This window comes from Flavobacterium sp. (assembly GCF_046293665.1).
Classification (GTDB): domain Bacteria; phylum Bacteroidota; class Bacteroidia; order Flavobacteriales; family Flavobacteriaceae; genus Flavobacterium.
In genome coordinates this window covers 300,318-319,118 of the sequence record NZ_JBKBOL010000001.1, presented here as the reverse complement: position 1 = coordinate 319,118, position 18,801 = coordinate 300,318, and the positions used below count along the sequence as shown (strand labels likewise).

Here is an 18,801-nt window from a genome sequence, read left to right as displayed (position 1 = left end):
ATAAAAAGCCTCACTAATTGTGAGGCTTTCTATTTATTCCGGATCGTTCATTTTAAAACTCTCCATAAACTTCGTAGTATAATTTCCGGCTACATAATCCGGTTCTTCCATCAACTGACGGTGAAACGGAATAGTGGTTTTAATGCCTTCAATATAAAACTCATCCAAAGCGCGTTTCATTTTGTTGATGGCTTCTTCACGAGTTTGAGCCGTGGTAATCAACTTGGCAATCATCGAGTCATAATTCGGCGGAATGGTGTAACCTGCGTAAACGTGAGTATCTAAACGCACTCCGTGTCCACCCGGCGCATGTAAAACAGTAATTTTACCCGGTGACGGACGGAAGTCGTTATAAGGATCTTCCGCATTGATACGACATTCGATAGAGTGTAATTGCGGTAAATAATTTTTACCCGAAATAGGCACGCCGGCCGCTACTAATATCTGCTCACGAATCAAATCATAATCAATAACTTGTTCGGTGATTGGATGTTCTACTTGGATACGAGTATTCATTTCCATAAAGTAGAAATTTCGGTGTTTGTCCACCAAAAATTCTACGGTTCCGGCGCCTTCGTATTTGATGAATTCTGCTGCTTTAACCGCGGCTTCACCCATTTTAGTTCTTAATTCGTCAGTCATAAACGGAGACGGTGTTTCTTCCGTTAATTTTTGGTGACGACGTTGCACTGAACAATCTCTTTCTGATAAGTGACAAGCTTTTCCATAAGAATCACCTACCACTTGTATTTCAATATGACGCGGTTCTTCGATTAATTTCTCCAAGTACATGCCATCATTACCAAACGCTGCCGCTGATTCTTGACGAGCACTTTCCCATGCTTTCAATAATTCATCTTCTTTCCAAACGGCACGCATTCCTTTTCCACCACCACCGGCAGTAGCTTTCAACATCACCGGGAAGCCCATACCTTTAGATAATTCTAGAGCTTGTTCGTATGATTCTAACAAACCGTCAGAACCCGGAACGCAAGGAACTCCAGCCGCTTTCATGGTAGCTTTAGCCGAAGCTTTGTCACCCATACGGTCAATCATTTCAGGCGAAGCACCAATAAATTTGATACCGTGTTCCTGACAAATTTTAGAGAATTTAGCATTTTCAGACAAGAAACCATAACCCGGATGAATAGCATCAGCATTAGTGATTTCGGCAGCGGCAATAATATTCGACATTTTCAAGTAAGATAAATTACTTGGTGGTGGCCCAATACAAACGGCTTCGTCTGCAAACTTTACGTGTAAACTTTCCGCATCGGCTGTTGAGTAAACTGCCACGGTCTTGATGCCCATTTCTTTACAGGTTCTGATTACGCGAAGCGCAATTTCCCCTCTATTGGCAATTAATATTTTTTTAAACATCCTTTTTAATTTGAAAATTATACAATTTGAAAATTTGAAAATTAGTGAAGCATGTGAAAATTATTTTCAAATTAACACATCTTCAAATCTTCAAATTAAGAAGGGTCAACTAAGAATAACGGTTGGTCAAATTCTACAGGAGACATATCATCTACTAAAATTTTAACGATTTTCCCGGTGATTTCTGCTTCGATTTCGTTGAATAACTTCATCGCTTCTACCACACAAAGTACGTCTCCTTTTTGAATAGTACTTCCTACTTCTACAAATACCGGTTTGTCCGGAGAAGGTTTGCGGTAGAATGTTCCAATCATTGGCGATTTTATAGTAACATACTTTGAGTTGTCGTCGGCAGCAGGAGCAGCAGCAACAGGAGCAGCGGCAACCGGTGCAGCAGCTACGGGAGCAGCAATAGCTTGTTGCATTGGAGCTTGTTGTACATAAGTGATATCAGGTGAATTGCCTTCTAAGGTAGTTCGGATTGTAATTTTAATGTCGCCTGTTTCTAACTTTACTTCAGCAACGCCGGAATTGGATACAAATTTGATTAGGTTTTGAATTTCTTTTAAATCCATAATTAGTTAGTTTTAGAATTAGTTTTATTGTTGTTTGTTGTATGCCCATTTTAAATAGATGGAACCCCAAGTGAATCCACCTCCAAATGCTGCAAATATTAAATTATCGCCTTTTTTAAATTGATTTTCAAAGTCACTCAACAACAAAGGTAGTGTTGCTGAGGTAGTGTTGCCATATTTTTGAATGTTTACCAATACTTTTTCCTCATCTAAACCCATTCTGTTGGCAGTCGCATCTATAATTCTTTTATTGGCTTGGTGAGCAATAAGCCAATTGACATCGTCTTTGGATAAATTATTGCGTTCCATGATTTTCTCACTAACATCAGCCATGCCTGAAACAGCGTATTTGAATACGGTTTTTCCGTCTTGAAATACAAAGTGTTGGCCGTTGGCAACTGTTTCAGCTGATGGAGGAAGGATAGAACCACCGGCATCAATTTTAAGGTATTCTCTACCGATTCCGTCGCTTCTTAAAAACTCATCTTGAAGACCAAGTCCTTCATAATTAGGTTCGAATAAAACCGCACCTGCGCCATCACCAAAGATGATACAAGTCGCTCTATCAGTATAGTCAATGATAGAAGACATTTTATCGGCACCAATTAAAAGTACTTTTTTGTATCGGCCAGATTCTATATATGCTGCTGCATTCGACATTCCGAATAGAAAACTAGAGCAAGCGGCTTGTAAATCGTAAGCAAAAGCATTTACGGCACCAATTTGGCTGGCCACATAAACGCCAGTGGCCGCTACCGGCATATCCGGAGTTGCAGTTGCCATAATGACTAAGTCTATTTCTTCGGGATTGATTTTGGCTTTGGAAATTAAATCCTGAGCGGCTTTGATAGCCAAATAAGAAGTGCCTTTGCCTTTTTCTTTTAAAAGCCTTCTTTCTTTGATTCCGGTACGAGAAGTAATCCATTCGTCATTGGTATCAACCATGGTTTCCAGTACTTGATTTGAGAGTACAAATTCCGGAACATAAGCTCCAACTGCGGTTATTGCGGCTGTAATTGTAGTCATAAAAATGGTATTTTTCCAATCGATTTTTTGAAATCGAAAAGTTGTGGAAATTACAAAAAAAAATTATACCTAAGGTGATTAGGATTGGATATTTGCTAAAATTAGCTAAAACAAAAAACTCCCATAAAGTGGGAGTTTGTTTTGTAAAAAAACTTTAATTAAGCAACAGCTACTGATTTATCAATAACTACTTGTCCTCTGTAATACATTTTTCCTTCGTGCCAGTAAGCTCTGTGGTATAAATGCGCTTCACCGGTTACTGGGCAAGTAGCGATTTGAGCAACAGTTGCTTTATAATGAGTTCTTCTTTTGTCTCTTCTAGTTTTGGAGATTTTTCTCTTAGGATGTGCCATTGTACTATATTATTTATCCGTTAATAGTTGTTTTAATTTGTCCCAACGCGGGTCAATATCATCTTCTTTTTTTACTTCTTTTGCGTCTTTTACTTGTAATTCGTTTAGTTTTTGCAATGCTTCTGTTTGTAATGTACCGTCTTTTACTCCGGGATGAACCCTTTTGAGAGGCACAGACAAAACAATCATTTCATAAATGTATTGTGATAAATCGATTTGATGTTCACCGTGTGGCAAAATCAATAACTCATCATTGTCATTGTTGAATTCTTCACCAAATTGGACTACTAATTTAATTTTTCCTTTGATAGGTAAATCAAATGGTTCTCCGGTCAGGTCACAGGGAACGTTAACGGTTCCTTTGTGTTTAAAGCTGACTTCTAACATGGTAGATTTTTTGTCTAAGACAACATCTACATCAACATCACAGCTTTCGTATTCATCAAAACTAAATTCGTCAAAGAACTTTTTGTTTATTTTAAACTCAAACTGATGCTTTCCTAATTTTAACCCTACAAAAGGAATTAAATATTCATTTGTACTTTTCATCTAGACAACAATTTGACCCGACATTTCGGGAGTGCAAAGATATAAAATTATTGGAATTCCAATAACCTTATGAACATTTTTTTGTTTATAACTGTTTTTCTTTTGTTTTCAGGGGATTCTTGCTGATTTGCAGGTGTTGAAATCTGGAATTATAGATATCAATGGCAGTATAAACAGCTTCCTTGAACGAATTATAGTCGGCAACTCCTTTTCCGGCGATTTCATATGCCGTTCCATGATCGGGAGAAGTTCTGATTTTGTTTAAACCTGCTGTGTAATTTACTCCATTGCCAAATGATAAAGTTTTAAAAGGAATTAATCCTTGATCATGGTAAGTGGCAACTACTGCGTCATATTTATCATATTGGTTACTACCAAAAAATCCATCAGCGGCAAACGGGCCAAAAACTAAAGTTCCTTTTTCAAACAATTTTTTTAGTGTTGGTTTCAGAATTGTATCATCTTCTTTGCCAATAACACCGTTGTCTCCGGCATGTGGATTCAAAGCCAACACGGCAATTTTAGGTTTGTTAATCCCGAAATCTTGAATCAAAGATTGTTTAATGGTTTCAACTTTTTGAATGATTAGTTTTTCAGTCAGATGTTTGGCCACCTCATTTACCGGGATGTGATCCGTTAGTAAACCAACTCTCAAATTATCATTGACCATTAACATCAGGGCATTGCCTTCCAATTCTTGGTTTAAATAATCAGTATGTCCGGGAAATTTAAATTCTTCCGATTGGATATTGTATTTATTGATTGGCGCGGTAACTAAAACATCAATTTGGTTTTCTTTCAAAGCTTTAGTGGCAGCTACAAAAGATTTTATGGCATACTTTCCGATGTTTTCGTCATTTTGACCAAAATTTAAATCAACACCTTCACGCCAAATGTTTAACACGTTGATTTTCCCAACTACTAATTGCTCTATTTTATCAATTCCATGTAACGGAGCAGTAAGTTCCAAAGTTTTTTTGATAAACGAAAGCACTTTTACATTGGCAAAAATAACCGGTGTGCAAAGCTCCAACATTCTGGAGTCTTCAAAAGTCTTAAGGATTACTTCGCTTCCAATACCGTTTAAATCTCCAATGGATATTCCAACGATTATATTTTCTGCTTTTTTCATAAGAAGGACTAGTTATTTATTGCTAATTTTGAAGTGCAAATTTAGTAAAATAAAACCATAATGTTTACAGGAATAATTGAAACCCTTGGAATAGTCAAAGAAATACAAAAAGACAACGATAATATTCATGTGAAGGTTTCTTCCACGATAACTAACGAGTTAAAAATTGACCAAAGTGTCGCGCACAACGGTATTTGTCTGACTGTTGTGGCAATTAGTAACGATGAATATACCGTAACAGCCATAAGAGAAACGATTGAAAAAACAAATCTCGGTGATTGGAAAGTTGGGGATTTACTTAATTTAGAACGCGCTATGAAATTAGGAGACAGGCTCGATGGGCATATTGTTCAAGGGCATGTTGACCAAACCGGAATTTGTAAATTAATTGAAGAAGCCAATGGGAGTTGGTATTTTACTTTTGAATATGATCAACAATTAAACAATATTACGATTGAAAAAGGCTCAATCACGGTTAACGGAGTTAGTTTGACTGTTGTGAATTCAAAAGAAAATGAATTTAGTGTGGCAATTATTCCTTACACCTATGAATATACTAATTTTAAATCGTTCAAAATAGGCACAAAAATAAATTTAGAATTTGATGTTGTGGGAAAATACGTGGCACGTTTGTCTTCTTTGAGACAATAATTTTTAAAATTCGTGCATTTATAAAGAAAAAAGCATCCTTTTAATGGGATGCTTTTTTTATATTCAATTTGTAAATTTTGTATAATCCAAAGGTTAATGAGATGACCATCAACAACAATACACCTCCGTCCAAAGGCAAGCCTGGCGGTGGTGGAGGCAATGATGGTTGTGGTGGTTCCGCAGGTGCCGCATGGCTTGCGAAGCTCCACAAAAGCAAAACCAGAATGGTAATTATTCTACTCGGGACAATTTTCATAGTGCGTAAAAGTATAAAAAAAATCTAATCTCCAAAATAAATTAAATATTTTATCCATTAAGTTAATAGAAATTTAATCTCCAATAGCGCTTTTTTTAAAGCGAATTAGTAGTTTATTTCTAAAAATTATGATAAAAACACATTTCTTATAAACGATAAATTTCCTCTGTTGGTTTTATTTTTAGATAAAAAAAGACCTCTTTTGGAGGTCTTTTTGATTTGTGGTCCCACTTGGGCTCGAACCAAGGACCACCTGATTATGAGTCAGGTGCTCTAACCAACTGAGCTATAGGACCGTTTTTACTTCACAGATTTGGGATATTGTGAACAAAGCCACGGCTTTATTTGAGGTTGCAATATTACCACTAATTTTTTTTCGTTGCAACTATTTTTGCTCGATTTCTTGACAAAGCTCAATCAAAACGCCGTTTGTTCCTTTTGGATGTAAAAAAGCGACTAATTTATTATCCGCTCCTTTTTTGGGTGTTTCGTTTAATACTATGAAGCCTTCATTTTTTAATCGTTCCATTTCTGAAAGTATATCTTGTACATCAAAAGCAATGTGGTGAATACCTTCTCCCTTCTTTTCCAGGAATTTAGCGATTGGGCTTTCCGAATTGGTAGCTTCGAGCAGTTCTATTTTATTTGGTCCGTTCATAAAAAAGGAAGTTTTTACACCTTCGCTGGCGACTTCTTCTTCTTTATAAGGTGGATTTCCGAAGAGTTTTTCGAAAAGCAGGTTGGACGTTTCTAAACTTTTTACGGCGATGCCAATATGTTCTATTTTTCTCATGAGTTGTACTTTAACCGCAAAGTTCGCAAAGTTTTTCTCAATCCCGAAATTTCGGGACGCAAAGATACTATGGTTTTTAATTTAGCCCCGATTCCTTCGGCAGTCGCTTCGCTCGTGTGTAGTGGCACGCAGTAGAACGGATAGCGGGAAAATGGCTGGCTGAAAATGCCAAAACTTTCGCTTCTGGCCTTTATAAAAATTTAAATCGTATTTTTGCCGCATGGAAACGAACAGACAGAAAAAAATTGGCAGTGTATTGCAAAAGGATTTGGTAGATATTCTTCAAGGGGAAGTGCGTAAAAACGGTATTTCTAATTTGGTTATTTCGGTTTCAAAAGTGAGCGTGACTACTGATTTGTCTATTGCTAAAGTGTATTTGAGCGTTTTTCCTCAAGACAAGGCTAAGGATTTATTGGAAGCCATTAAAACCAATGCGCCTTTAATCAAACACGATTTGTCGCAAAGGGTAAAGTTGCAATTGCGCAAAGTGCCGAATTTGGCTTTTTATATTGACGATTCGTTGGATTATATTGAAAAAATTGACAACGCTTTGGCCGGAAAAGAAAATCCGATAGAAAACCGTGACCTTTTAGACAAACGCAAGAAATTCTAGTTTGAACTTTTCGCTCTACATAGCCAAACGATACCTTTTTAGCAAAAGTAAAAACAATGCTATCAATATTATTACGGGTATTGCTTCGGTTGGGATTATTGTTGGCGCCATGGCTTTGTTTGTGGTGCTTTCTGTTTTTAGTGGGCTACGTAATTTTAGTTTGTCATTCTCCAATGACTTTGACCCCGATTTGAAAGTCAATCCAATTTCAGGAAAATCATTTTTTATTAGTCCGAATCAGGAAAAAGAATTAAAAAATATTGACGGTGTTGCTTCTTACAGCAAAGTTGTAGAAGAACGGGTGCTTTTCTTTTTTGAAGGAAAAGAACAGGTGACTTATTTAAAAGGTGTTGATGTTAATTTTACCAAAACCAACGTTGTAGATCAGAACTTGGTTAACGGAAAATGGTTGGAATCCAATACGATTCAAGTCGTGATTGGTTACGGAATTTCGCAGAAGTTATCCCTAGGACTTTATGATTTTAATAATGCTTTTGAAGTTTATGTGCCGAGAAAAGGGAAAGGGGTTATTGAAAGCGAAGCTGAAGCGTTCAATAAAACTACTTTGATTCCGGTAGGAATTTATGCTGTTAGCGAGGATTTAGACCATAAATATGTGTTTTGTGATTTGACTTTAGCACAAAAATTATTGGAACTTCAACCAAATCAAATTTCAGGAGTTGAAATTAAACTGAAACCTAATGTTGATGAAGCTACGGTTATTGAAAAGCTGAATATGCTATTTCAAAATAAAGTGGAAATTAAAAACAGAGCACAACAAAACGCTACTTTATATAAAATGTTGAATACCGAAAATATTGCGGTGTATTTAATTTTTACTTTGGTAATTATTATTGCGCTTTTCAACTTAATCGGTGCGCTAATCATGATGGTTTTAGATAAGAAATCGAATTTAAAAACGCTTTATAATTTAGGTTCCGAAATCAAAGATTTGAAGAAAATATTCCTATTACAAGGCAGTTTGTTGAGCCTTTTTGGAGGCATTATCGGTTTGCTTTTGGGAATCATTATTGTGGTGATTCAGCAACAGTTTAATTTGGTTATGATTACCGAAACCTTAGCTTATCCTGTAGTTTTCAGTATTCAAAATGTAGTGATTGTTTTCTTGACGATTGTATCTTTAGGCTTTATTTCCAGTTGGATTGCAAGTAGTAGAGTAAGTAAAAAATTGTTGGATTAAACAAACTGAAAACCCGAATACACCTCCTGAATTTCATCCAAAGCCTTAAACAAAGCTTCAGCCGATTCCAGTGTAACTAATTTTAAACGGTGTTCTTTAAAGTTGGGAATTCCTTTAAAATAATTGGTGTAATGACGTCGCATTTCTACAATGCCCACACGTTCGCCTTTCCAATCCATTGACCAAGTTAAATGATTTCTCGCGGCTTCTATCCGATCTGCCATTGTTGGTTGTGCCAAATGTTCACCGGTTTTGAAATAGTGTTTGATTTCGTTAAAAATCCACGGATAACCAATCGCGGCGCGACCAATCATCATCCCATCTAATCCGTATTTGTTTTTGTATTCCAATGCTTTTTCGGGCGAGTCAATATCACCGTTTCCGAAAATCGGCATCGTAATTCTAGGGTTTTCTTTAATACGCTGAATGTGTGACCAATCTGAATGACCTTTGTACATCTGAGCTCGAGTTCGGGCATGAACTGTTAAGGCTTGCACACCAATATCTTGCAAACGTTCAGCTACTTCGTCAATATTAATCGAGTTTTCGTCCCAACCTAAGCGTGTTTTTACGGTAACAGGAAGAGAAGTTCCTTTGATAACGGCCTTGGTTAAGCGAACCATCAAATCAACATCTTTTAAAACACCGGCTCCGGCACCTTTACAAACCACTTTTTTTACCGGACAACCAAAATTAATATCCACCAAATCAGGTTGAACGGCATCGACAATTCTGGAAGACATTTCCATGGCTTCTTCATCGCCACCAAAAATTTGAATCCCAACCGGACGTTCATAATCGAAAATATCCAGTTTCATTCGGCTTTTCATCGCATCGCGAATTAATCCCTCGGAAGAAATAAATTCTGAGTACATCAAATCGGCTCCATGTAACTTACACAATCTGCGGAACGGTGGATCGCTCACGTCTTCCATAGGCGCAAGTAACAAAGGGAAATCTGGTAATTCAATATTGCCGATTTTGGGCATATCCGGATATGATTTTTTTGCAAAGGTAAAAATCTATTATTAATAACTCTTAAATGATTATTAATCTTCTACTGGCTGAAATAAAATTATCAACAAAGTAATGATATATAAGAAAAAACATTAAATTTGAATTCTATACATCTTTAAACCAACCAATTAAACATTTTATCATGAAAAAACAATTACTCATTCTGCTGTTATCAGTGCTGACTTTGGTTAGCTGTAGTGATGAAAGCAACAATTCATCTGGCCAAAAAACAGGCACACTAAAAGGCAAAGTAACTACCATTAATACCCATAAAGCTGTAGGTGGCGCTTTGGTGTTTGCTTTTGACGACGAAAAAAATATTTATTATGCCTATAGCAATGCCGCAGGAGATTTTGAATTAAACGCGCCAATTGGCGACAGAACATTGTATATTCAAACCGGAGATGGCTCTAATTTTAGAACCAATATTAATGTTGTGGTTCAGGAAAATCAGACGCAGCAATTAGAAGAATCGTCTCTTAGACTAGATCAAGTGGCAAGAATCGCTTATGTTAGTGGTAGTTATGATAGCATAGAAGAAATTATTGCTTCTTTGGGTTATGAAACAGAATCCTTAACATACGCACAATTGTCTGATTACAGTATTGTTTCTCAGTATGATATTATCTTTTTGAATTGTGGTTCAATAGCGAGTTCTAATAGCATAAGTAACAATCCAACGGCTACAACCAATTTGGCTCAATTTGTTACTAATGGGGGTAGTTTGTATGCATCTGATTGGGCTATTGCCTATTTGATAGGAGGAACTAATCGCACAACCGCTTGTAATGCTTCAGGAGGATTTATTCCAGACAGCACACTTTGCTCGCTGGGAAATGGAAGTGCAACAACGCTTAACGCTTTGATTACTAATTCTGCACTAGCAAATGCGATTGGGCTTACAACGTTGGATATTGAATATGATTTAGCGTCTTGGCAAAAAATTAATTCGGTTGATGAAAGTTTTTGGGAAGTTTTGGTAAGAGATTCTACTACAAATGAAGCCTTAATGATTAAAACCAACAATTTTTATGATCAAAGTTTGGCCGGAAGCAGAGTCGGAAATTCGCAAAATTCAGATTGGATTACCATTTGTCATGTACCGGATGAAAACGGAAGTAGTCCTATTACCATTACTATAGAAGCTTCCGCTTTACAAGATCATCTGGATCATGGTGATGCTTTAGGCTCTTGTTCGGCCGTTGGAACAAGTGGCACAATTTATTATACTACATTTCACAATCACGCCAATCAAAACATTGGAAACTCCCAATTTATACTGGAACACGTCATTTTAAACCTTTAATAAAAAATGCTCCTTAAAGGAGCATTTTTTATTAAATAGCTTTTGAAAATAAGCTTTTAATCCATTCAAAAAACATCCTTTTCGATACCAATGGAAATCTTTGATAAACACTATATTAATTTGCCTAATATCATTAGCTTTGCAGACTATATTTAAAAGAAGAATATTATGAAAAGAAATCTTTTTTATGCATTGTTATTTGTTTCTTTAACAATTAATGCCCAACGCAAAGCTGATAACTCTGTTGCTCTAGAAAATAATTTAAAAGAAGTATATTTTAACGCTTTTTCAGGCATACCTGTAGTGCAGTCAAATAAAGAGTTAATTGGAATTGATCCCTATCAAGGAAAAGTAATTTGGAAACAACCTATGACTTCATTAGGTTCATTGTCTACTTTAAATGGAGAAGGCGAAGCGGTTGTGAACAATATTAACAATACGCCTTTCATTATTCTTGAAAATAAAACATTACTAGACACGCGTAACGGAAATGTGCTTTTGAAAGGTAATAAAATTGAGACTTTTCAGTTATTGCCTGAAATTTTTGCAGTTTTAGTAGCTACAAAAGGAGAAAAAGGCGAGAAAGCTTTCTCGATGATAGACATGAAATCATCAACAGTGAAATGGACATCAGCCTTAAAAGTTAAGACCAGTTTGTTAGATAAGGCCATCGCTTTGGGTTCCTCAGAAGGAACTCCGGAGAGTTTTAGAAATCTGATTTATACCAAAACGCATAAAATAGCTTTAATGTATGGCAAATCAATTATGATTTTGGATGCCAAAACAGGGAAAGTAGTTTTGAATGATAATATTAAAACCGGAATGTTATTTACCGATAGCAAAGAGCAAAATCTTTTTGTAGTTGAAGGTAGTCCGGGTTTAGTTCCTGAATTGAGAAGTTTTAGCGATGCAGTTTTAGTCTTCGATTTTAATAGCGGTAAAGAGGTGACAAAAATCAAGTTAGATGATAATTTTGGATGGCACAAAGATATTGATGGTAAAATTTTCATCAAAACCAAAGGTGACGGAATGATGTATGACTATTCAGGTAAGGAAGCGTGGAAAAATAAATTTGGTGAAAAAAGGATTTACAGCATTGAAAAAACGCCGGAAGGCTATTTGGTTTTTTACAAAAACGAAAAAATGTTACTTGACAATCAAGGGAAAAAAATCTGGAAGAAAGCAGAGAAAGTTGCTCTTAACTTTGGAGATGACGATTATGACTGGCTAGAAGACCAGGGCTATACAAAATATGAATACAATGCCGGAACCATCTATGTTACCAGTCAAGCCTTGAGATATTTTGACAATAAAGATAAAGCCAAGAATTTCAAGAAAACCTTAAGTTACAAATCAAATTTAGTTTCATTTGATGAAGAAACCAAAGCGCTTTTGATTATTGAATGTGGCGTTGGAAGCGAAGGGCTATTTTTATATAATCCAGACAAAGGACTTTTGCCTAAAAAAGAACAATCTATATCCATCAAAAAACCAGGATTTTTAAACATTTTTGAAAAAACAAGTACCGGTTATTTCATTTCAAGTCCATGGGAATATATTATTTTGAACGACAAAGGGGTTATTGTCACCCAAAAATATTACTCAACACCAGGAGAAACAGGTAGAAAATTATTGAACGTAGCTTCAGGAATTTTAGACACGGCCGGAGCCGCCAGTGAACTAACAGGAATAACCAATATGGTTGGCGGAACACCGGAAGCACTTGGCAATTCTATGGGAGTTCCGGGAGCAACAACGGATCAAGCGGATAAAGGCGTTAAACAATTTAAAAGAGGAGAATATTATACAGAAGCCTCAAGTATGCTTTACAATCCTAATCGATTAAATGCTTTTACCCAAACTAACGATTATGCTTTCTTTTTTACCAAAGACAAAGAAGGCAATAAGTTTTTAGTTCAAGTAGAAAAAAAATCGGGCAAAGAAATAGACAAACTTAAATTTGAAAGTAACGATCCTAAATATGTAGTTGATGATGTTGAAAAGAGAGTTTTTTACATCAATAAGAACAATCTGGATATTTTTACCATCAAATAAAAACAACCCTGCATAAAAGAATAAATATATAATTTGACTACAGTTGAATTACAGCTAAAAGAAGATGAAGCACATTAGAAATTTTTGCATTATTGCACACATTGACCACGGAAAAAGTACGCTGGCAGACCGATTGCTTGGGGCTACCCAAACCGTTACCGCTCGTGAAGAAAAAGCCCAATTGCTCGACAATATGGATTTGGAGCGCGAACGAGGCATTACGATTAAAAGTCACGCTATTCAAATGGAATACAAATACAAAGGCGAAGATTATATCCTAAACCTTATTGATACGCCAGGACACGTTGATTTCTCGTATGAAGTATCCCGTTCCATTGCCGCTTGTGAAGGCGCTTTGTTGATTGTAGATGCGGCGCAAAGTATACAGGCACAAACCATTTCTAACTTGTATTTGGCTTTAGAAAATGACCTGGAAATCATTCCGGTGTTGAACAAAGTAGATTTACCAAGCGCTAATCCGGAAGAAGTAAGTGACGACATTATCGATTTATTAGGTTGTAAAATGGAAGATATTATTCACGCTTCGGGTAAAACCGGTTTTGGCGTGGAAAATATTTTAGCAGCCATTATTGAAAAAATTCCGGCACCAAAAGGCAATAAAGACGAACCATTACAGGCGTTGATTTTTGATTCGCATTACAATCCGTTTCGCGGCATCGAAGTTATTTTCCGCATCAAAAACGGAGAGATAAAAAAAGGGCAAAAAATCAAATTCATGGCGACCGGCAATGAATATTTTGCCGATGAAGTAGGAACGTTGAAGTTAAATCAGGTTCCGAAAAACGTGATTTCTACCGGTGATGTTGGGTATTTAATATCCGGAATTAAGGAGGCGAAAGAAGTAAAAGTGGGTGACACCTTAACCGATGCTAAAACGCCAACCACCAATATGATTACAGGATTTGAAGATGTAAAACCAATGGTTTTCGCCGGAATTTATCCTGTAGACACCGATGATTACGAAGATTTGCGTGCTTCGATGGAGAAACTACAATTGAATGACGCTTCCTTGGTGTTTACCCCAGAAAGTTCGGCCGCTTTAGGTTTTGGTTTCCGTTGTGGATTCTTAGGAATGTTGCACTTGGAAATCATCCAAGAACGTTTGGAGCGCGAATACGATATGACTGTAATCACAACAGTTCCCAACGTTTCTTATTTGGCTTATACTAAAAAAGAGCCCGAAGTTGGTTTCGTAGTTAACAATCCATCCGATTTACCGGAACCTTCGAAATTAGACCGAGTTGAAGAACCGTTTATCAAAGCGACCATCATCACGAAAGCTGATTATGTTGGCAATGTAATGAGTTTGTGTATTGAAAAACGAGGTGTTATCACGAATCAAACCTATTTAACGACAGAAAGAGTTGAATTGAATTTCGACATGCCTTTGGCAGAGATTGTATTCGATTTTTATGATAGATTAAAAACCGTTTCCAAAGGTTATGCGTCGTTTGACTATTCGCCAATTGGAATGCGAGCCTCTAAATTAGTGAAGTTGGATGTTTTATTAAATGCTCAATCAGTCGATGCGCTTTCGGCCTTGATTCACGAAAGTAACGCTTACAACATTGGTAAAAAAATGTGTGAAAAACTGAGAGAATTAATCCCAAGACAACAATTTGACATACCGATTCAAGCAGCGATTGGTGCCAAAATCATCGCGCGTGAAACAATCAAAGCTTTACGTAAAGACGTTACTGCCAAATGTTACGGTGGAGATATTTCGCGTAAGCGTAAACTGTTGGAAAAACAGAAAAAAGGAAAGAAAAGAATGCGTTTGGTAGGCAATGTTGAAATTCCGCAAGAAGCGTTTATGGCGGTTTTGAAGTTGAACGACTAGTTTAAGAAAATAGAACATAGAATATAGATGAAACCCAATGGCGAAAGTTGTTGGGTTTTGTTTTTTACCATATAAGTCATATAAGAATCTTATATGACTTATGTGGTAAAAAAACTACTGCATTCCTTCAAACAATTTTTCGACATCCTCTTTTTTGAAAAGTTGTGTACCTTCGTTCATGGTGGCCGCTGTTCCACAAGCAACACCCCATTGAAGGACTTCTTTTAAAGTTTTGTTTTGAGACAAAGCCCAAACCATTCCGCCTACCATGCTGTCGCCAGCACCAACAGTACTTTTCTTGGTGACTTTTGGAGCCGCAATAAATTCAGTTTGGTCTTTTGAAACCAAAATAGCGCCGTTTTCTCCAAGAGAAACAACAACAATTTCAGCGCTTCCTTTTTCGATTAAAGATTTAGCGGCTTTTTCTACTTCGGGTAATTCTAATCTTTCGGTTCCGATTAATTTGGCTAATTCACCTATGTTTGGCTTAATCAAACAAACTCCGGTTTCCAACACTTTTCTCAACGCTTCGCCCGAAGTATCCACAATTACTTTAATTCCGGAAGCTTTTGAGGTTACAGCAATTTTTTGATAGAAATCTGTTGGTAAACCTTCATTTAAACTTCCACTGAGAACCAAATAGGTTGTTTTTAGTTCTTTGATCATCGTTAGAATAGTTTCTATTTCTTCGGTTGAAAATTCCTCTCCCGGAAATCCAAATCGGTATTGCGCTTTGGTACTGTTTTCAAAAGCAATAAAATTTTCTCTCGTCCAGTTTTTTGTTTTTATGACGATGCTCTCAATTCCTTCATTGGCGATTAATTCTTCTAACTTTCCACCGGTTGAACCGCCTGAAGTAAACACACAAACAGAATTTCCTCCTAATTTAGAAATGGCTTTAGAGACATTTATTCCGCCTCCACCGGCATCGTATCTTGGTTTTTCGCAACGGATCTTTTTTTCGGGAACCAATTCTGAAAAATGGGTAGACTTATCTAATGATGGATTGACCGTAAGGGTAATGATTTGATGTGTCTTCATTGTAAAAAAAATTATTTATAGTAAAGGTGCGAAAATTTATTGTCTTTATCCTTTTACCATAAAGTACTATCTTTGAATAAACGTCTTTTATGTTAGATGATTCTCCCAAACGGTTTGACCGTATTATCGCCATTCTGATTCAGTTACAATCGAAAAAGGTTGTCAAGGCTCAGGAATTGGCAGAACGTTTTGAGGTAAGTTTGCGTACCATTTATCGAGATATTCGAACGCTTGAAGCATCAGGAGTGCCTATTTATGGCGAAGCGGGAATAGGATATTCATTAGTTGACGGCTATCGTTTACCACCGGTTATGTTTACCCGAGAAGAAGCAAGCAGTTTTATTGCTTCCGAAAAACTAATGCAAAAATTTATTGATAAGGAATTGGGACAGCATTACCAATCGGCCATGTTTAAAATCAAATCAGTGATGCAAAGTTCGGATAAAGATTGGGTTTCGAGCATCGAATCCAAAATACTGATACAGCCACCGAACGGCGATTTATTCAATGAGAAGGTTCCCAATGCTATGGCAATCCTTTTTAAAAGTATAGCCGATAAAACTCAAGTTATACTAGATTATCAGGCTGTTGAAGCCGAAAATGCTTCTTTGCGCACTATTGAACCGGTTGGAATTTTTCACGATAATAACAGTTGGTACGTATTAGGCTTTTGTCATTTGAGAAATGATTATCGTCAGTTTCGTGTTGATCGAATGGAAGGAATTAAAAAAACCGAAATTTCATTTACCAAAGAGCATGATGCTTTAGAAACTTTTTTGGATAAAGAAAAGAAATCGCCAACAACAACTGTCCGACTTTTAGTTGATAAAAAAATCAGCAAATATCTTTCCTATGAAAAAAATTACCACGGATTTGTTTCACAAAAAAATGTGGGTGATTTGGTAGAAATGACTTTCTTGTCTCGAGATATAGAAAACGGATTTTCCCGTTGGTATTTGATGTATGCCGATTATGCCGAAATAATAGAGCCACTATCATTGAAAAACCGAGTTTTAGAACTGATGGATAGTTATCGCCAACGATTACAAAAAAGCCCCGACTAATCGAGGCTTTAACCAGCGCGCCGGCTGGCTCCTGCAAAAAACAATTCGGTTCGGCCCTACCAACGTTCCCAAAAAAATGGAGGTTCTATTCCAAGTGCTCTAAGGTAAACATAACCTTGTCCGCGATGGTGAATTTCATTGTCGATAAAATAAAAGATGTTTTGGTAAATCGGAAATTCATATTGCCCGAACAAATTGAAGGTTTTTTCAAAATCTTCTTCAGGAATTTGGGCCCAAAGACGGTTGATTTCTTCAGTAGCTTCGTCCCATTTTTGCAAATAGTCTGCTTTCGTATTTAATATAAAGCCTTCTTCGGTGTAAGGTTGGCTGTCTCTTGAAATAATAGCTTTCAAAGCCGGAACCGCAATAGAAAGTAACTCAGAGGCCAAACCTGAGAACGGACGCATGCCGCCAATTGAGAACTCAAAAAATTCTTTTTCAGGAAAAGCTTCGATAACGCGGCGTGTTACAAAACGATGGCCTTGCCAGTGGCGCAATAACTGTTCTTTTGATAAAATTGATGAGGTGTTCATAGTTTCCATAAGTTGTTGTTTTTTATTTATAAGTCAAAATTAAAAAGGAGCAATGACAACAGTATGTCAGTAGGAATTTGAAAGGTTAAATTTATTTTAAAAAAATAACTAAGTCGCTGAGTAGCTAAGTAACTGAGTGTTATTTTTATTGTGATTAAGCTATGAAACCAGTACCTTTGTGGCTCAGAAACTTAGTAACTCAGGCACTCAACAACTTTAATATGTTAGAAGATAAAACTCCGCAACGGACTTCACTTTCCCAATTAGGCGAATTTGGTTTGATTGACCATTTGACCAAAAACTTTGATGTAAAACAACCATCGACCTTAAAAAGCATAGGCGATGATGCAGCCGTTTTGGATTTTAAGGATAAAAAAGCAGTTGTGTCAACCGATTTATTGATTGAAGGTGTGCATTTTGATTTGTCTTATATGCCGTTGCGACATTTGGGTTATAAAGCCGTTGTGGTGAATGTTTCAGACATCTGTGCTATGAATGCTAAACCTACACAGATAACCGTTTCAGTAGCGGTTTCTAATCGTTTTCCGCTGGAAGCTTTGGAAGAACTGTTTGATGGGATTGCTTTGGCAGCCAAATTCTATAATGTAGATGTCATTGGCGGTGATACTACTTCGTCACAAAAAGGATTGATTATTTCGATTACAGCTATAGGCGAAGCAAATGAAAATGATTTGGTTTACAGAAATGGCGCCAATAATGGCGATTTATTAGTGGTAACCGGAGATTTAGGTTCGGCTTATATGGGATTGCAGGTTTTGGAACGCGAAAAGCAAGTTTTTCAGGTGAATCCAAACAACCAACCCGATTTGGATGCCTATACTTATTTAATAGAGCGCCAGTTAAAACCGGAAGCACGTCATGATATCAGAGTTTTATTAGAAAAATTGGAAGTTAAACCTACCTCTATGATTGATATTTCGGATGGATTGTCTTCGGAGATTATTCATATTTGTAAACAAAGTAAAGTCGGCTGTAATTTATACGAAGAAAAAATTCCGGTAGATCCACAGTTTATCAATGTTTGTGAAGAATTCAATATTGATTCCACAACCGTTGCGATTAATGGTGGCGAAGACTATGAATTGCTGTTTACGATTGCCTTAGAGGATTTTGATAAGATAAAAGCCAATCCTAATTTTACGGTTATTGGGCATTTAACACAAGAAAGCGAAGGCATACACTTAATCACAAGAGCCAACACCAAAATTCCTTTGAAAGCTCGAGGTTGGGACGCTATGGAATAATAAAAAAAGCGATACCCGAAAGTATCGCTTTCCCCCTAAGTCTTGAAAAATTAAGCAGTAGTTTGAGGTTTTATAACTACTGGATTAATTCTACAAATACTAACCCTGAAATCATTCAGCTAAGTTAGTT

At 36.6% G+C, this 18,801-nt stretch carries 19 protein-coding genes and 1 tRNA gene; 9 read left to right on the top strand and 11 right to left on the bottom strand.

Annotated elements, in window-relative coordinates; genetic code table 11:
* Positions 1 to 33: 33 nt before the first annotated feature.
* From accC to pdxA, 6 genes are all read right to left on the bottom strand, one after another.
* Complete coding sequence (gene accC / locus ACK4R1_RS01370; protein WP_187659069.1) at positions 34 to 1,380, bottom strand: acetyl-CoA carboxylase biotin carboxylase subunit; 1,347 nt, start codon at positions 1,378 to 1,380, stop codon at positions 34 to 36.
* 95 nt (positions 1,381 to 1,475) lie between these two features.
* Positions 1,476 to 1,955, bottom strand: coding sequence for an acetyl-CoA carboxylase biotin carboxyl carrier protein (accB, locus tag ACK4R1_RS01365; protein ID WP_409682576.1), 480 nt, complete (start codon positions 1,953 to 1,955; stop codon positions 1,476 to 1,478).
* Positions 1,956 to 1,979: 24 nt separating this feature from the next.
* Positions 1,980 to 2,981, bottom strand: coding sequence for a beta-ketoacyl-ACP synthase III (locus ACK4R1_RS01360; RefSeq protein WP_409682573.1), 1,002 nt, complete (start codon positions 2,979 to 2,981; stop codon positions 1,980 to 1,982).
* A gap of 158 nt (positions 2,982 to 3,139) precedes the next feature.
* Positions 3,140 to 3,334, bottom strand: a complete 195-nt coding sequence (rpmF, locus tag ACK4R1_RS01355) for a 50S ribosomal protein L32 (RefSeq protein WP_121312109.1) — start codon at positions 3,332 to 3,334, stop codon at positions 3,140 to 3,142.
* Between the two features lie 9 nt (positions 3,335 to 3,343).
* Positions 3,344 to 3,883 (bottom strand): YceD family protein, encoded by a 540-nt coding sequence (locus tag ACK4R1_RS01350; RefSeq protein WP_409682570.1) that lies wholly within the window; start codon positions 3,881 to 3,883, stop codon positions 3,344 to 3,346.
* Positions 3,884 to 3,968: 85 nt separating this feature from the next.
* Positions 3,969 to 5,015, bottom strand: a complete 1,047-nt coding sequence (gene pdxA / locus ACK4R1_RS01345; RefSeq protein WP_409682567.1) for a 4-hydroxythreonine-4-phosphate dehydrogenase PdxA — start codon at positions 5,013 to 5,015, stop codon at positions 3,969 to 3,971.
* A 60-nt stretch (positions 5,016 to 5,075) separates the two neighbouring features.
* On the opposite strand from pdxA, the gene ACK4R1_RS01340 reads away from it, so the two are divergent.
* Positions 5,076 to 5,666 carry a riboflavin synthase gene (locus tag ACK4R1_RS01340; protein ID WP_409682564.1) on the top strand — a complete coding sequence of 197 codons (591 nt, stop codon included), beginning with the start codon at positions 5,076 to 5,078 and terminating at the stop codon, positions 5,664 to 5,666.
* Between the two features lie 77 nt (positions 5,667 to 5,743).
* Positions 5,744 to 5,950, top strand: a complete 207-nt coding sequence (locus ACK4R1_RS01335) for a hypothetical protein (RefSeq protein WP_409682561.1) — start codon at positions 5,744 to 5,746, stop codon at positions 5,948 to 5,950.
* A gap of 194 nt (positions 5,951 to 6,144) precedes the next feature.
* On the opposite strand, the gene ACK4R1_RS01330 is transcribed toward ACK4R1_RS01335, so the two are convergent.
* Together ACK4R1_RS01330 and mce are read right to left on the bottom strand one after the other, a co-directional pair.
* A tRNA-Ile gene (locus tag ACK4R1_RS01330) sits at positions 6,145 to 6,218 on the bottom strand.
* 89 nt (positions 6,219 to 6,307) lie between these two features.
* Positions 6,308 to 6,715, bottom strand: coding sequence for a methylmalonyl-CoA epimerase (mce, locus tag ACK4R1_RS01325; RefSeq protein WP_409682558.1), 408 nt, complete (start codon positions 6,713 to 6,715; stop codon positions 6,308 to 6,310).
* A gap of 220 nt (positions 6,716 to 6,935) precedes the next feature.
* Here mce and rbfA point away from each other — a divergent pair, with 220 nt between their 5' ends.
* Both rbfA and ACK4R1_RS01315 read left to right on the top strand, forming a co-directional pair.
* On the top strand, positions 6,936 to 7,328 hold the full coding sequence (rbfA, locus tag ACK4R1_RS01320; protein WP_171221360.1) for a 30S ribosome-binding factor RbfA: 393 nt from the start codon (positions 6,936 to 6,938) through the stop codon (positions 7,326 to 7,328).
* A 1-nt stretch (position 7,329) separates the two neighbouring features.
* Complete coding sequence (locus ACK4R1_RS01315; protein WP_409682555.1) at positions 7,330 to 8,529, top strand: ABC transporter permease; 1,200 nt, start codon at positions 7,330 to 7,332, stop codon at positions 8,527 to 8,529.
* On the opposite strand, the gene dusB is transcribed toward ACK4R1_RS01315, so the two are convergent.
* A complete protein-coding gene (gene dusB / locus ACK4R1_RS01310) occupies positions 8,526 to 9,518 on the bottom strand; it encodes a tRNA dihydrouridine synthase DusB (RefSeq protein WP_409682551.1) in 993 nt (330 codons plus the stop codon). The genes ACK4R1_RS01315 and dusB overlap by 4 nt on opposite strands.
* Positions 9,519 to 9,688: 170 nt before the next feature.
* Between dusB and ACK4R1_RS01305 the strand changes: the two genes are divergently transcribed.
* The 3 genes from ACK4R1_RS01305 (at position 9,689) to lepA (ending at position 14,768) form a co-directional block, all read left to right on the top strand.
* Positions 9,689 to 10,852 carry a hypothetical protein gene (locus ACK4R1_RS01305; RefSeq protein WP_409682548.1) on the top strand — a complete coding sequence of 388 codons (1,164 nt, stop codon included), beginning with the start codon at positions 9,689 to 9,691 and terminating at the stop codon, positions 10,850 to 10,852.
* A gap of 168 nt (positions 10,853 to 11,020) precedes the next feature.
* A complete protein-coding gene (locus ACK4R1_RS01300) occupies positions 11,021 to 12,907 on the top strand; it encodes a hypothetical protein (RefSeq protein ID WP_409682545.1) in 1,887 nt (628 codons plus the stop codon).
* A gap of 64 nt (positions 12,908 to 12,971) precedes the next feature.
* The gene (gene lepA / locus ACK4R1_RS01295; protein WP_409682542.1) at positions 12,972 to 14,768 is read left to right on the top strand and encodes a translation elongation factor 4; all 1,797 of its coding nucleotides are present in this window, start codon (positions 12,972 to 12,974) and stop codon (positions 14,766 to 14,768) included.
* A gap of 114 nt (positions 14,769 to 14,882) precedes the next feature.
* Here the strand turns inward: lepA and ACK4R1_RS01290 are convergent, their stop codons facing one another.
* On the bottom strand, positions 14,883 to 15,809 hold the full coding sequence (locus ACK4R1_RS01290; RefSeq protein ID WP_409682539.1) for a 1-phosphofructokinase family hexose kinase: 927 nt from the start codon (positions 15,807 to 15,809) through the stop codon (positions 14,883 to 14,885).
* A gap of 89 nt (positions 15,810 to 15,898) precedes the next feature.
* Here ACK4R1_RS01290 and ACK4R1_RS01285 point away from each other — a divergent pair, with 89 nt between their 5' ends.
* Positions 15,899 to 16,873 carry a helix-turn-helix transcriptional regulator gene (locus ACK4R1_RS01285; RefSeq protein ID WP_409682536.1) on the top strand — a complete coding sequence of 325 codons (975 nt, stop codon included), beginning with the start codon at positions 15,899 to 15,901 and terminating at the stop codon, positions 16,871 to 16,873.
* A 56-nt stretch (positions 16,874 to 16,929) separates the two neighbouring features.
* Here ACK4R1_RS01285 and ACK4R1_RS01280 read toward each other — a convergent pair whose 3' ends face one another.
* Positions 16,930 to 17,415, bottom strand: a complete 486-nt coding sequence (locus ACK4R1_RS01280) for a DinB family protein (RefSeq protein ID WP_409682533.1) — start codon at positions 17,413 to 17,415, stop codon at positions 16,930 to 16,932.
* A 212-nt stretch (positions 17,416 to 17,627) separates the two neighbouring features.
* Here ACK4R1_RS01280 and thiL point away from each other — a divergent pair, with 212 nt between their 5' ends.
* Positions 17,628 to 18,671, top strand: coding sequence for a thiamine-phosphate kinase (thiL, locus tag ACK4R1_RS01275; protein ID WP_409684039.1), 1,044 nt, complete (start codon positions 17,628 to 17,630; stop codon positions 18,669 to 18,671).
* The last annotated feature ends 130 nt before the right edge of the window (positions 18,672 to 18,801 follow it).

What these genes read in the sequence shown, in the direction of transcription:
- accC (WP_187659069.1), bottom strand. Translation starts at nt 1,380, where the DNA reads ATGTTTAAAAAAATATTAATTGCCAATAGAGGGGAAATTGCGCTTCGC.
- accB (WP_409682576.1), bottom strand. Translation starts at nt 1,955, where the DNA reads ATGGATTTAAAAGAAATTCAAAACCTAATCAAATTTGTATCCAATTCC.
- ACK4R1_RS01360 (WP_409682573.1), bottom strand. Translation starts at nt 2,981, where the DNA reads ATGACTACAATTACAGCCGCAATAACCGCAGTTGGAGCTTATGTTCCG.
- rpmF (WP_121312109.1), bottom strand. Translation starts at nt 3,334, where the DNA reads ATGGCACATCCTAAGAGAAAAATCTCCAAAACTAGAAGAGACAAAAGA.
- ACK4R1_RS01350 (WP_409682570.1), bottom strand. Translation starts at nt 3,883, where the DNA reads ATGAAAAGTACAAATGAATATTTAATTCCTTTTGTAGGGTTAAAATTA.
- pdxA (WP_409682567.1), bottom strand. Translation starts at nt 5,015, where the DNA reads ATGAAAAAAGCAGAAAATATAATCGTTGGAATATCCATTGGAGATTTA.
- ACK4R1_RS01340 (WP_409682564.1), top strand. Translation starts at nt 5,076, where the DNA reads ATGTTTACAGGAATAATTGAAACCCTTGGAATAGTCAAAGAAATACAA.
- mce (WP_409682558.1), bottom strand. Translation starts at nt 6,715, where the DNA reads ATGAGAAAAATAGAACATATTGGCATCGCCGTAAAAAGTTTAGAAACG.
- rbfA (WP_171221360.1), top strand. Translation starts at nt 6,936, where the DNA reads ATGGAAACGAACAGACAGAAAAAAATTGGCAGTGTATTGCAAAAGGAT.
- dusB (WP_409682551.1), bottom strand. Translation starts at nt 9,518, where the DNA reads ATGCCCAAAATCGGCAATATTGAATTACCAGATTTCCCTTTGTTACTT.
- ACK4R1_RS01305 (WP_409682548.1), top strand. Translation starts at nt 9,689, where the DNA reads ATGAAAAAACAATTACTCATTCTGCTGTTATCAGTGCTGACTTTGGTT.
- ACK4R1_RS01300 (WP_409682545.1), top strand. Translation starts at nt 11,021, where the DNA reads ATGAAAAGAAATCTTTTTTATGCATTGTTATTTGTTTCTTTAACAATT.
- lepA (WP_409682542.1), top strand. Translation starts at nt 12,972, where the DNA reads ATGAAGCACATTAGAAATTTTTGCATTATTGCACACATTGACCACGGA.
- ACK4R1_RS01290 (WP_409682539.1), bottom strand. Translation starts at nt 15,809, where the DNA reads ATGAAGACACATCAAATCATTACCCTTACGGTCAATCCATCATTAGAT.
- ACK4R1_RS01285 (WP_409682536.1), top strand. Translation starts at nt 15,899, where the DNA reads ATGTTAGATGATTCTCCCAAACGGTTTGACCGTATTATCGCCATTCTG.
- ACK4R1_RS01280 (WP_409682533.1), bottom strand. Translation starts at nt 17,415, where the DNA reads ATGGAAACTATGAACACCTCATCAATTTTATCAAAAGAACAGTTATTG.
- thiL (WP_409684039.1), top strand. Translation starts at nt 17,628, where the DNA reads ATGTTAGAAGATAAAACTCCGCAACGGACTTCACTTTCCCAATTAGGC.